Raw genomic sequence first — 13002 nt, forward strand, 5'->3', positions numbered from 1 at the left:
ACTGCTACAGACTGTAGACAGACGCATCGTTTGCCTTGTTCATATCTTTTAAACCCTCATGTCGAGTGGCCGACAAACAGAAGTTGGTAAATTATGAATGGGTCGTTTCTTCCTCAAATTGGTACAGCGGCGTGCTCAAGTACCGTTCTCCGTTTGAAGGAATGATGGCAACCACTTTTTTACCTGGGCCTAGCTCTTTCGCAAGCTCTAATGCTCCATAAATCGCTGCCCCTGAGGAAATACCGCCTAAAATACCTTCTTCACGTGCCGCACGGCGTGCATATTCAAACGCTTGTTCAGTCGATACTTGCAAAACCGAATCATACACATCTGTATTTAAGATGCCTGGCACAAAGCCTGGGCCAATACCTTGAAGTTTATGAGGGCCAGGCTTGCCGCCTGACAGCACAGGAGAGTCTTTCGGTTCAATCGCGACAATTTTTAATTCTGGAAAATGCTCTTTTAATAGGCCGCCTGCTCCAGTTATCGTGCCGCCTGTGCCGATGCCGGCGACAAAGCCGTCAAGCTGCCCATCGACTTGCTTAAGCAGTTCTTTACCAGTCGTTTCACGGTGGATTTTCGGATTTGCGCTGTTTTCAAATTGCTGCGGCATAAAATGCCCGTCTTGTTTGGCTAGCTCTGTCGCTTTTCGGATTGCCCCGCCCATGCCTTCTGGACCTGGGGTCAACACAAGCTCGGCTCCGTAAGCGCGCAGCAAGTTACGCCGCTCCATACTCATGGTTTCAGGCATAACCAGCTTTGTTTTATAGCCTTTTGCCGCTGCAACCATCGCAAGGCCAATTCCCGTGTTGCCACTTGTCGGTTCAACAATGGTCGCTCCTGGCTTTAGTTCTCCCGATTCTTCAGCTGCATTCACCATCGCCAGTGCAATCCGATCTTTTACGCTGCTTCCTGGATTTTGGTATTCAAGCTTTAAGTACACGTCTGCATGCTCAGCAGTCGCCAGGCGATTTAATTTTACAAGCGGGGTATTGCCGATCAATTCCGTAATGTTGTTTACAACGGTCACAATCAAACGCCTCCTCAATCCCTAGTATCTTCATTGGTTTTATAAAAATAGGATAGCAAACATTTTCAGATAAGTCAATCAGACATCTTTGATTTTCACGCTTTTCGCTTGCGTCAATGAAGCATGGTTTTTGGCTACCGTTTGCTCTCAGCTTCTTCTAACAACGCTTCTAGTTCTGTTTCTGTGAATGAATACGATTCATTGCAAAAATGGCACACCGTTTCAGCGCCAGCATCCTCTGTAATCATCGCTTCAATCTCCTTCGGCCCAAGGCTAATAATCGCGTTGCCGATCCTCTCCTTCGAGCACGTGCATTCGAAGAAAACAGGTTTTGTTTCAAGGAATTTGACATTTTCCTCTCCAAGAAGGCCTGTAATTATTTCTTCAGGTGTTTTGCCCTGTTCCACCAGCTTTGAAATAGGCGGCGTTTCCCCAATCCGTCTTTCAATTTCTGTAATGGTTGCTTCCTTTGCTCCAGGCAGTAGTTGGATGACAAACCCTCCCGCTGCAAGGACGCTTTCATCAGGATTGACAAGGACACCGACACCAACCGAGGAAGGTGTTTGCTCTGAGTTGGCAAAGTAGTACGTGAAGTCATCGCCTATTTCGCCTGAAACAATTGGCACGCTTCCTGTAAATGGTTCTTTCATGCCGATGTCTTTTACAACTGAAAGCGTCCCTTCATTCCCGACAACTCGTGCAACGTCGAGCTTGCCTTGGCTGTTTAACTCTGGGCTGACATGAGGGTTGGTCACTGTCCCACGCGTTGCCCCTGATGCATGGGCATCAACGATGATTTCTCCAATCGGTCCATTTCCTTGAATTCGTACAGTTAGCTTATCCTTGCCTTTTAACATCGATGCCATAAGGGCTCCGCCCATCATTGTCCGTCCAAGGGCAGCGGAAGCAGTCGGCCAAGTGCCCTGCCTTTTGCATGCTTCTTTGACCATTTCTGTCGCTCTAAGGGCAATCGCCCGTACCTCACCGTCGTAGGCTGTTGCTTTTACTACATAATCTTTCATTCAAAACCCGCTCCAATCATTGGTTTTTATCGTAAATATATTTTAGCCCACTTAACGTTAACTCTTGTTCCAAATGTTGAATTTGCTTTGATTCTTCCGCATAAAGATAGGCTAGTCCGCCTGTTGCAATGACTTTAGCATCGTCAAGACGTTGCTCCTCCTTGATTCGTTCAACCACGCCGTCAATCATCGCTATATGCCCATAGAATGTCCCACTTTCCATGGAGGCAACCGTTGTCTTTCCTACAACAGATGCCGGCTTTGTAAGTTCAATTTTCGGCAATTTAGATGCTTTATTCGACAAAGCTGCCGTCGAAATAGCCGCTCCAGGGGCAATAACGCCCCCTCGGTAACGGTGCTTTGCATCAATGCAGCAAAATGTCGTAGCCGTACCAATGTCGACTACAATACACGGAGCACCGTAGCGAGCAATTGCTGCAACGGCATTAGCAATCCGGTCGGCACCGACTTCTTTCGGATCTTGATAATGGATTGAAAGGCCGGTGCGAATGCCAGGTCCGACAATTAAGGGGGTTACGTGTAAATAATCTTGGCACATGCGGCGAAAGCGGTGCATAATTGTTGGAACGACAGACGCGATGATCACACCGGTGACGTCGTTGAAACGGCAACCTTTTTGCTCAAAAAAAGAGTGCAGCAACATGGCATATTCATCACTCGTTTTATCGTGCGTGGTTGCGATCCGAAATATGAATGCAAGTTGGTCGTTCTCGTCGTAGACGCCTGTTACGATCGAAGAATTGCCAATATCAATGGCCAACATCATTGGCTTCAACCCCTTTCTTACCAAAAAGAGAGTGCCATCTAGGCACCCTCTATTTTTTGCTTAATCGCGGTTCTCCTTTGTTTCCTCTGAAGACGGCGGACGGTTTTCGCCTACGTTTGTCGTTTCTTCATAAGCGCCTTCCACTTCTTCCGCTGAATCTTTTGACTGGATGTTCACTTTCATGTCGCCATTTTTCTTCGACGCATGATGGTTTTCAGGCAGCTTGCCTTCATTAATGAGGGATTGGATTTGTTCGGCATCAAGCGTTTCGAGCTCAAGCAAATTCTTGGCAATAAGGTCTAGACTATCCTTATTCGCAAGCAAGATTTGTTTACAACGCTCATAACTGTCTTTAATGATGCGTTGAACTTCCAAATCAATTTCATGAGCAATCGCATCTGAATAATTTTGGTCGTTTTGGATGTCTCTTCCTAGGAAAACTTGACCGCCAGAACTTTGCCCAAATTGCATAGGCCCCAATTTGTCGCTCATGCCATATTCCGTTACCATTTTCCGCGCTATGCTTGTCGCTCGTTGGAAGTCATTATGAGCACCGGTGGAAACTTCGCCAAACTGGATTTCTTCAGCGACACGCCCACCAAGCAAGCCGACAATTTTATCAAGCAGCTCAGGCTTTGTCATAAAATAACGGTCTTCTTTTGGCAGCATCATCGCGTAACCGCCTGCCATTCCACGAGGGACAATCGTTACTTTGTGGACCATGTCGGCGCTTTCCAACTTGACGCCAACAACAGTATGCCCAGCTTCATGCCACGCCACAATGTTCTTTTCTTTTTCGGAAATAACGCGGCTTTTTTTAGCTGGTCCCGCAATGACACGGTCAATTGCCTCTTCAATATGTTCCATGCCAATTTCTTTTTTGTCGTTTCTTGCTGCCACAAGCGCTGCTTCATTCAACAAGTTTTCAAGATCTGCGCCGGAAAAACCAGGCGTCCGAATAGCAATGAGATCAAGCTTTACTTCCTCACTAAGTGGCTTGTTTCTCGCATGGACTTTGAGCACTTCTTCACGCCCTTTAACATCAGGGGCGTTCACTTGAATTTGCCTGTCAAAACGACCTGGACGAAGGAGGGCTGGATCAAGGATATCAGCACGGTTTGTAGCAGCAATGATGATGATGCCTTCATTTGCGCTAAAACCGTCCATTTCCACAAGCAATTGGTTCAACGTTTGCTCACGTTCATCATGGCCGCCGCCAAGCCCTGCGCCACGCTGGCGCCCAACTGCGTCAATTTCATCAATAAAAATAATACACGGGGAATTCTTTTTAGCGTTCTCAAATAAATCACGCACACGGGAAGCCCCAACCCCAACAAACATTTCGACGAAATCAGAACCACTAATTGAGAAAAACGGCACGCCTGCTTCCCCGGCAACAGCTCGGGCAAGAAGCGTTTTCCCTGTACCTGGAGGACCGACAAGCAGCACCCCTTTAGGAATCCGCGCCCCAATCGCGGCAAACTTGCGCGGGTCTTTTAAAAACTCGACGACCTCGACAAGCTCCTGCTTCTCTTCGTCAGCACCGGCGACGTCTTTAAACTTCGCCTTTTTCTTCTCATCGCTAACCATTTTCGCTTTGCTTTTGCCAAAGTTCATGACGCGGTTACCGCCACCGCCGCCACCGCCTTGGGCAGAACTCATGAGAAAAATGATGATCAGAAAGATTAGTAAAAACGGCGCGATCATAATGATGGTTGACAACCAGTTGCTTTGTTCTTCTTCTGGTTCAACCGTCAATTCGACGCCTTCTATATTAGAGAGAAGGTCTGCTGTAATATCTGAATTCAGAATCGTTGTGGTGAAATTTTCGCCATCTGTTTGCCCTGCAAACTGTCCTGTAACAACTAAAACAGAACGTTCAGGCTGAACAGTAATATTTTCCACTTCTCCTTGCTCGAGCTTCTCTAAGAACTCATCATAGCGAACTTGCTGGGTTTCTGTAGGATCATTTGAAAAGCTTTGGACCCCTGCAATAATAATCAGCATCAGTATCGTCAAGATGACTATCGTGCGTACTGTACGATTCATTCTGTACCTCCTCCCGCGTCCAACAAAACTGCACCTATCTTACCATAAGAAATCGTTCTATACCAATAATTAGCCTTCATAAACTTCAGGTTTCAGTATTCCGACATAAGGCAAATTCCGGTAGCGTTCTGCAAAGTCTAGACCGTATCCTACAACAAATTCGTCCGGGACAACAAAACCTGTCATATCCGGCACCAAATCCACTTTTCTGCCTTCAGGCTTATCGAGAAGCGTTACCACTTTTACGGACTTAGCCTTCCGGTATTTAAACAACTCGATTAAATAGCTTAGCGTTAAGCCGCTGTCAATGATGTCTTCGACAATTAAGACATCACGCCCTTCCACTTTCGTGTCAAGGTCTTTTACAATTTTCACTTCACCTGAGGAGACAGTGCTTTTTCCATAGCTGGACACGTCCATAAAATCAATTTCCAAATGAGTGTCCACAGCTTTAATCAAATCAGCCATGAAAGGAAGGGCGCCTTTTAAAACACCGACAAATAGTGGAAAACGGCCTTCATACTCTTTTGTGATAGCCTGCCCCAATTCCTTGATTTTTTGCTGAATTTGTTCCTCAGTCAATAAAATTTCTTTCATGTCGTTCTTCATGTACGGTCATGTACCTCCTGTAAGTTGGTGCCTTTTTTCGTTATGGCCATTTATGTTGGGAAAAAGTAACATGGAGTAGCTCGCCTTGTTCATTAGCGGAGCGGGTGAGAATGCGGGATGTTTGAAGTGAAGGCACCCAAAGAATCGAGTCATTTGCATCGACAAGCAGAGGCCAAGCATCTCTTTTGGCGCGATCTACTTTTCGATCGATAAACAAACGGTTCACTTTTTTGCTTCCGCTCATTCCGCTTGGGGAAAGCTTATCTCCCGGCTTGCGATTTCGTATGTATAGCGGAAAAGCCACTTGGCTCGCCTGAAATGAAACAGCATCCGTATGTTCCAATTCCAATAGTTCTTCTCGTGTATCCGCCCTGATTACTCCAAGGGGCGTGTCTACTTTACCTGGGATACTAAGCAGATGACAATAAGCTTTTGTTTCTATAAAAGGGGCTGTTGTGAACAAGCACGTCCCGTAGGAACGTTTCACTTGTACCCCACCTGGCAAATTTAGTTGAGCGGAAGGGGCACTTGTTTGGAGAAACGCTTGGATCTGCTCAATTGCATCAGGAAAAGCACGCATGTCATTTACTCCGTAAACATTTAAGTGAAGATAATTTAATATTAGATGAATCATTCTTCTTTGTAAAGGAAAGGGGGCAAGACAAAGCGCCTGAATTTCAAGTTCAATGCTTTTCTCGCTTTTTTTCGTTAAAATTTGATCCAAATGAGCTTTTGCCTGCTCCATTAAATAATGGTTGTCATCATCCTGCCAGCGGTCAAAACGGCCAATATGTTTATGGATATGGGGGTTCTCCTCAACAAGATAAGGCGCGATGTTCATTCGAAACCGATTGCGCGTATAAGCATCGGAAAAATTGCTCCGGTCGATTCGGTAAGGAATGTCCTTTTCGTTGCAGTAGGCGACGATGGAACGCTTCGTTTCTTCAAGAAGCGGCCGCGCCAATACACCATTTGCGAATGGCCTTGTAGCCGCAATGCCTAGCTTCGTCAACGGTGTCGTACCGCGAGTCAGTTTCATAAAAGCCGTTTCCACTTCGTCGTCGCCATGGTGGGCAGTCAAAAGCACAGTAGCATGTACTCGCTCCATTTCCCCTTGGAAGACTTGGTAGCGGAGGGCACGGGCCGCTTGTTGCGTTCCAACATGGCGCTCGGCTTTAAAGGCCGCGACGTCAACGTCTTTCACATTGCACGGCACGCCAAGGCGAGCAGAGAAAGCCTGAACTAGTTCGGCATCTTTATTTGACTCTTCGCCTCGAAGTCGGTGGTTAACATGAACAACAAACAAATTGAGCCTCCACTTTTCTCGCAAATTGGCGATAATGGCAAGCAGCGCCATTGAATCAGGGCCGCCTGAGACGGCAACAAGTACGTTTGTTTCCATTCCAAACAATCGATTGTTTTCTATAAACTGTTCCACGCGTGCTTCCATTCTATTCGCCCCTATAGCTCTTCAAAATGATTGTATCAATAAGTATAGGACAAAAAGGATGAGAACAAAAGACATCACTAGGATTAAGTCGATCGGCGCACCTTTCTGTTTTCTAGCTTTACGTTGCTGTTTCCGTTTCACTCGGCTACGCTCTTCGGTTTGCTTTACCGAGGCAAGAAAGTCGTTTTTCATTGCTTCTGCAGATCCATACCCTCCCATTAACGCTTTATAAACAATTTCCCGGTAAGGTTTTAATAGCGGCGCTTGATAAACAAGCTTTTTTAATTGGCTTGCCGTATTGCCCCGCTCTTTTTTTACTTGCCGTGGGTACGCACAGTCGACGACCATCATTGCCGCCGCAAATAAGTCATAGGTCGGCTCCGCCTTTCGTGTACCTTGTTCCCAGTAACCTCGGTCATAATACTCAGTATATTCCTTGATCGCGCGGCCCACTCGTGTCGTTCCGCCTACATCCAACAGTCTGACTTCAGCCGAACGACGCGTAACGATCACATTTTCGGGCTTTAAATCGCCAAATACCCAGCCTTGTTGATGGAGCGCGCTTAATGCACTCAACAATTGCAATGCCAATACAGGCAGCCACTCTGGCCCTTTGCCCCGGAGGAAGTCAACAAAATTTTCACCTTCAATATACTCCATTGCGTAAAAAGGAAGGACACTATTGGCAGAAAGAAAGTCGTCAACGTCAAATAAGCAAGGCCCAAGCGGCTTGCCTTGGACCTTGCTGAACTGTTTCAGTACATTCGCTTCTGCTGTAATTGACATCGGTTCTGTGCCAATCTTTAAAGCAACTGAACCCGTTTCTCCTTCTGCCAAGTAAACATAGCCAGTGACCCCTGCCCCAAGTTTTCGAATCAACTTATAAGGTTTACGGTTCCACTTGCCGCGAAATGCCAGTCCTGGGTAAAGTTCAAAATCCAAATCGCCCTTGGCGCTGTTCATTCTCATCGTCTTCCAATCTCCTTTTGCCCCGTCTTTCCTCAAACACTTGGAGTGCTGCTTGCAAAGCTGGGCCAGTCGGTGTCATTCCCGCCGTCGACAGTTTTGTAAAAGTTGCCGTTAGTGATTGGAGCTTTGGAGTCCAATCAAGCAATCTCTCAATCGGATTTCTTTTCCCGGGAAATGAATACAGAGAAAATTTCGTATCCCCTGAGCGGGAATTTAAGCTAATGGACAAATCCAATAACGCTTCCTGCACCATCGGTAATTTATTTGTCATGCTTGCACTCGTGTCGATTAACACAAGTACCTCCAAGAGCACTTTCTCCCCTAGATCATCCACTACTTCCATCACTTGCCCGCGTTTTTCCGGCGGCAAGTCCTCCATTTCATCATTTTGACCTAATATTTGTTTAAGTTCTTGGTTAACGACACCGTGGAGTGTTTGCGTCATCGCTTTTCTTGTTACCATCTGAACTGTTTTGGCCAGTTGCCTGGCAAATACAATTTCGCTTACCCCTCCACCAGCTAGAGCAATCGCTTCAACCTCTTGAAGCCCTTTTTCATTTTCGCGGTTTTCATCAGTAATGCCGATTACATTTACCGTAACGTCATACTCTTGAGCCAAGCGCGCAATCGCTACAGGATCTTCGCCGTAATTCGAATGCCCGTCGGTCATGAGCAAAATTTGCCTTAATGTCCCATTCATTCGTTTCCCCTCCATCTGATTTCGTGTTACCATCATGATCATATTGGAGGGAAAATATACCTTTACGTGCCTGTTGCCTGTTTATAGAACGGCGCGGTTTTCTTGTTTTTAGTCGTTTTCGGATGGATCGGAATCGAAGACCATTTCGGCGTATTATGTTTCAACTGAGTAACAACGATCGTCATGTCATCCTCAATCACAATCCCTTTTTCCGAACGAATGACTTTTTCTAATAGCACATCGGCCACTTCTTGGGGGTCATCGGTTTCAATTTCCTTAATCATACGTTTCATCCACTGCTCTTTGTTTTCAATTTGCCTTTTCGCATCAAACACCCCATCGCTGCACATAATCAGCAAGTCACCTGGCTTAAGCTGCTCGCTAACAACGTCTACTTCAAATTCGTGGAGAATGCCCATTGGCAAGTTGCCTGCTTCAATTTTTATGACGTGGTCTTTCCGCTTAATAAAGCTTGGCGTTGATCCAATTTTCAGGAATTTTGCTCCTGCATCTTGCATATCGATCATCGCCAGATCGAGGGTGGAGAACATTTCTTCGGTGTTGCGCAATGACAAGATGGAATTGACTGATTTGATTGCCACTGTTTCTTCAATTCCTGATTGCAGCACTTTTTGCAGCAACTTTAACGTCTCACTGCTTTCCAAATGGGCTTTTTCGCCGTTGCCCATGCCGTCGCTTATCGCAACTGCGAACTTTTCGCTATTTAATTTGATCATGGCATAATTGTCTCCAGACAGCCATTCGCCGCCTTTGGCGACTTTGGCAATGCCTGTTTCAACAGTAAAAGGCTTTGCTGACCCAAATGAAATATGGCTATATCCATTTGAATAAAAGCCTGGTTCTTCCCGCATTAACACAATCGTTTCCTTGACTAAATCAGAAAGCATTGGCGCGATGATTTTTTCCGCCTCGCCATTTTCATGGCTGCATAAAACACTCATTTCAATTTCAATACTGCCACTCTCCATGCTGTAAATATCTATATGCCCAACCTCAAGGCCAGCGTTCCTCAAAGCATCCACCATGTCTTCTTCTTGGATGACATGAGGTTGCTTTTCTTTTTGGATTTCTTTGGCGAAATCCCCCATTACCCGGGAAACGCCAAGCAATTGGTCGGCGACTAGCCGTTGGCTCTCTAACACTTGCCTCTTCAATTCCTTGTTTGCCCGGTAATGGTTCACTTCCGCATTAAGGGCAGCCATAACTTGGTCAGGCTTACGGCAATGGCTGCGCCATTGCCTTTGTAATTTTGGATCGACAACTGTTCCATGCGCCTCACTTTCCTGGACCATTTGCTTCATAGAATCATAAGTAGCATTAAAATTTTGCATCCAGCACTTTTCTTTCAACATGCACGTTTGGCATGTTTTTTCTGTCACGCGGCTCAGGAGGACATCGACCTCATGGTCATGCTCTTCTTCCTCATTTTTAGAAGGTGTATGAAAGCTGTTCGATAGCGTTTGGAATAAAGACGAAAACCGTTCAACCTTTCCCGCTGTCGCGTCCCGGACTTTCCGTAAATATTGCTGCTGTTCCTGGGAATGCTCAACTGTCCCAGGAATATAGCGTGCTACTTTCGTCAGCCAGCTCTTCGGCGTCAGCAAAAATAGCGTGATCGCAATGGCAGATTCTGACACACTTGCCCCAAGCCCGCCCCCTTGGCCATACATGCCAATTAAGAGCGTTCCTACAAGTAAGCCAAGTGACACGCCGATCCGTTTCCCTTCCTTTAACAACCCTCCTAACAAGCCTGCAAAGGCAAGCAGGCTCATCTGATAAAGACTTGCTAAACTCGCCAAGCTTAAAATCAAGCCGGTCACCACTCCGACGGTCGAGCCTATTGCAGCCCCGCCAACAAAAGCAAACACTAAAACGAGATAACTGGCAAAGCTATGCTGAAGCACAGCCTCATTTATCGTCCAACCGACTGTTCCTGTCATTACAGAGGCAAGCAAGATAATTAAACAAATAATTTCTTCATTACGGAGTGCTTGTCCACCTCTTTTTCCTGTCACAAGCGGTATGCTTTGAATAAAGATCATTGTCAGGATAAAGCTAAGCGCCGCTTCGACTGTAGCCATCATCATCGCATATTGGCTTAATCCACCTTCTGTTAAAAATACGAGTGACAGCCTTGTAGCGATGCTAGCTGAAAACACGAGATAAGGGAGCGATTTAGTAGGGTGTTTCATGAACATTTTCATACATTTGTACAGGATAAGAAAAAACCCGATCCCTGCAATCGCAAAAATAAACTGACCATGAAAACTAAACACGGCACCTGCTAATAACGAAGCTGCAGCAATGAGTGATTGAGAGCGCCTTAACAAAAACACAGCCGCCAAGAATGGCAAGATAAATGGCGTCAACTCTGATAAAATCATAGCCCTTCCTAGCAGAAAACCAAGAATGGCAATGAATATGCCCCAATCATAAAGCACCGTTTTGGCTCCGCTTTTAAGGGCTTGTCCACTGCTTGCACATTTGGTCCATATGCCGTTTAGCTTTTCGGCTACTTTCGCTGTACCCATTTCTTCTGACGTCTTTATCACTTTACTGATCATTCTCGCCACCACCCTATTAATATCGTACGTCCACTATAGCAAGCAAAGCTGGAGCAATTTGTCAGAATTAAGGGCCAATATGAAAAATTATTTCGACGTACTTCGGGCAAATCAGTGTGGATGATTCACAAAAATCGAATAATGGGGGTTTGATGTTAGCGTATCTTTGGATAGATGCTCAATGGTTGGCTAGAAATGACGTACGAATTTAGGCATGGGGAAAAATCTTTTTTCTCAGTCTGTTGCTTTACCGCCAACATAAAAAGCCGCACCTAACGATGCGGCTTCAGACAGTAGGCAAACGTGCTTTCTATCAGTCTGAGTAGAGCTTTTATGCAAATGTAATAATGCCGAGGATGTAAGCGATCACAAGCATGACGATGCTAAATCCCCACATGATAAAAAAGGAATAGCGGATATGTTTGCCCATTTCAAGGCCTGCAAGTTGCAATGCCAGCCATACAGCCGGAGCAAGGGGGCTAACAAATGTCCCAATGATGTTTCCGATCACGAGCGCATATGCGGCTGAAGTAGAAGAAACTCCGACTTCCGTTACAATCTGTTCAACGAGTGGCAACAATGCAAAATAATAGGCATCTGTGCTTAAAATTAAGTCAAATGGGACGCCAAAAAAACCGATAATGACGTGAATATAAGGAACAACAGCGTGTGGAAGCACGCCGACTATATCGACTGCTAGCGCCTGGAGCATTCCCGACTCGTTTAAAATCCCTAAAAAACAGCCTGCAGCAATGATGATCGTTGCCATCATTAACGCATTGGGTGCATGCTTTTTAATGGCTTCCATTTGGTCGTCTACGTTCCGTAAATTAAACGGCAGCGCCAGTGCCACGCCAAGCATAAATACGAGCGGGGCCGGCAAGACGTCGATTGCCAAAACAATAATGACGGCAGCCATTAGGAGAGCATTGACGGTCATTTGCAGAGCGCCTGCTTTCTTTTGGCTTTCTGTTTCTTTCGAGTCATTTGCCGCGTAAGCTGTAGCTGCTGCTTCATTCCATACGTGGCGATTAGCAATTCTCTTCTTTTCTCTAATAGCAAGCAACACCGCTAGCCCGATCAGCAAGGCGATGCCAATAAGCTGCAAAGGGATAAGCGGCAACCAAAGTTCCCCGGCGCTCATATTAAGTACGGTACCAACGCGCGCCACCGGTCCTGCCCACGGCACCATATTCATAATGCTTGCCCCTAGACCGACTAAAAGCAAGAGCAAATACGGGCTCATCTGTAAACGCTTGTAAGTAGGCAAAAGCGCCGGGATTGTCAGCAAGAACGTTGTTGCTCCCGAGCCATCGAGATGAGCGACGCAGGCAACGATCACTGTTGCTACTGCTACGCCAATGACATTTCCTTTTGAGAGGGCAAGCACTTTATTGATAACAGGGTCAAACAAGCCTGCATCTTGCATAATGCCAAAAAAGAGTATCGCAAAAATAAACATGACGGCGACAGAAATCACATCATTGACACCTACACTGAAAAAGCTACCAATGTCATTTAAATCGAAGCCTGCAACAGCCGCAGCTATAATGGGAATAAGCGTAAAAGCAACGATTGGCGACACTTTTTTGCTGATAAGCAAAGCGACGACTGCCACAATCGCAATCAGTCCAATAAAACTAAGACTAAACATACTGGTCTCCTTCCAAGCAATTAATCCATCTTATAATGAGATTTCTCTTATCTTAACGAAACAGGCGCACTTTGTAACCGTTTTCAATTTAATGGGCATTCTATTCATTTTTTTTATTTTGTCCATTTTGTTTATGAGACAAAAAAA

General features: G+C 45.8%; 10 protein-coding genes. All 10 read right to left on the minus strand.

Features of this window, described 5'->3' with window-relative positions; genetic code table 11:
- Positions 1-91: 91 nt before the first annotated feature.
- Positions 92-1030: a cysteine synthase A gene (cysK, locus tag BC8716_RS06005; protein ID WP_094424323.1), complete on the minus strand. Its 939-nt coding sequence runs from the start codon at positions 1028-1030 to the stop codon at positions 92-94.
- 134 nt (positions 1031-1164) lie between these two features.
- The gene (hslO, locus tag BC8716_RS06010; RefSeq protein WP_094424324.1) at positions 1165-2052 is read right to left on the minus strand and encodes an Hsp33 family molecular chaperone HslO; all 888 of its coding nucleotides are present in this window, start codon (positions 2050-2052) and stop codon (positions 1165-1167) included.
- A 16-nt stretch (positions 2053-2068) separates the two neighbouring features.
- Positions 2069-2839, minus strand: coding sequence for a type III pantothenate kinase (locus BC8716_RS06015; RefSeq protein WP_011244971.1), 771 nt, complete (start codon positions 2837-2839; stop codon positions 2069-2071).
- Between the two features lie 60 nt (positions 2840-2899).
- A complete protein-coding gene (gene ftsH / locus BC8716_RS06020) occupies positions 2900-4888 on the minus strand; it encodes an ATP-dependent zinc metalloprotease FtsH (protein ID WP_094424325.1) in 1989 nt (662 codons plus the stop codon).
- Positions 4889-4957: 69 nt separating this feature from the next.
- Positions 4958-5497: a hypoxanthine phosphoribosyltransferase gene (gene hpt / locus BC8716_RS06025; RefSeq protein ID WP_094424326.1), complete on the minus strand. Its 540-nt coding sequence runs from the start codon at positions 5495-5497 to the stop codon at positions 4958-4960.
- A gap of 40 nt (positions 5498-5537) precedes the next feature.
- Positions 5538-6947 carry a tRNA lysidine(34) synthetase TilS gene (gene tilS / locus BC8716_RS06030; RefSeq protein WP_094424327.1) on the minus strand — a complete coding sequence of 470 codons (1410 nt, stop codon included), beginning with the start codon at positions 6945-6947 and terminating at the stop codon, positions 5538-5540.
- A 21-nt stretch (positions 6948-6968) separates the two neighbouring features.
- Positions 6969-7916, minus strand: coding sequence for a serine/threonine protein kinase PrkT (gene prkT / locus BC8716_RS06035; protein WP_281256449.1), 948 nt, complete (start codon positions 7914-7916; stop codon positions 6969-6971).
- On the minus strand, positions 7879-8631 hold the full coding sequence (locus tag BC8716_RS06040) for a VWA domain-containing protein (RefSeq protein ID WP_094429176.1): 753 nt from the start codon (positions 8629-8631) through the stop codon (positions 7879-7881). Before BC8716_RS06040 ends, prkT begins: the two co-directional genes overlap by 38 nt.
- A 47-nt stretch (positions 8632-8678) precedes the next feature.
- Positions 8679-11168 (minus strand): stage II sporulation protein E, encoded by a 2490-nt coding sequence (gene spoIIE, locus BC8716_RS06045; RefSeq protein ID WP_157730523.1) that lies wholly within the window; start codon positions 11166-11168, stop codon positions 8679-8681.
- A gap of 364 nt (positions 11169-11532) precedes the next feature.
- The gene (locus tag BC8716_RS06050) at positions 11533-12855 is read right to left on the minus strand and encodes a CitMHS family transporter (RefSeq protein ID WP_094424329.1); all 1323 of its coding nucleotides are present in this window, start codon (positions 12853-12855) and stop codon (positions 11533-11535) included.
- Between the last annotated feature and the right edge of the window lie 147 nt (positions 12856-13002).

The sequence above is a fragment of the Shouchella clausii genome (assembly GCF_002250115.1).
GTDB lineage: Bacteria > Bacillota > Bacilli > Bacillales > Bacillaceae_D > Shouchella > Shouchella clausii.

Excerpts from the sequence above, each read along its gene's own strand:
- spoIIE (WP_157730523.1), bottom strand. The coding sequence starts at position 11,168 with ATGGGTACAGCGAAAGTAGCCGAAAAGCTAAACGGCATATGGACCAAA.
- ftsH (WP_094424325.1), bottom strand. The coding sequence starts at position 4,888 with ATGAATCGTACAGTACGCACGATAGTCATCTTGACGATACTGATGCTG.
- hpt (WP_094424326.1), bottom strand. The coding sequence starts at position 5,497 with ATGAAGAACGACATGAAAGAAATTTTATTGACTGAGGAACAAATTCAG.
- BC8716_RS06015 (WP_011244971.1), bottom strand. The coding sequence starts at position 2,839 with ATGATGTTGGCCATTGATATTGGCAATTCTTCGATCGTAACAGGCGTC.
- BC8716_RS06050 (WP_094424329.1), bottom strand. The coding sequence starts at position 12,855 with ATGTTTAGTCTTAGTTTTATTGGACTGATTGCGATTGTGGCAGTCGTC.
- prkT (WP_281256449.1), bottom strand. The coding sequence starts at position 7,916 with ATGAGAATGAACAGCGCCAAGGGCGATTTGGATTTTGAACTTTACCCA.
- hslO (WP_094424324.1), bottom strand. The coding sequence starts at position 2,052 with ATGAAAGATTATGTAGTAAAAGCAACAGCCTACGACGGTGAGGTACGG.
- tilS (WP_094424327.1), bottom strand. The coding sequence starts at position 6,947 with ATGGAAGCACGCGTGGAACAGTTTATAGAAAACAATCGATTGTTTGGA.
- BC8716_RS06040 (WP_094429176.1), bottom strand. The coding sequence starts at position 8,631 with ATGGAGGGGAAACGAATGAATGGGACATTAAGGCAAATTTTGCTCATG.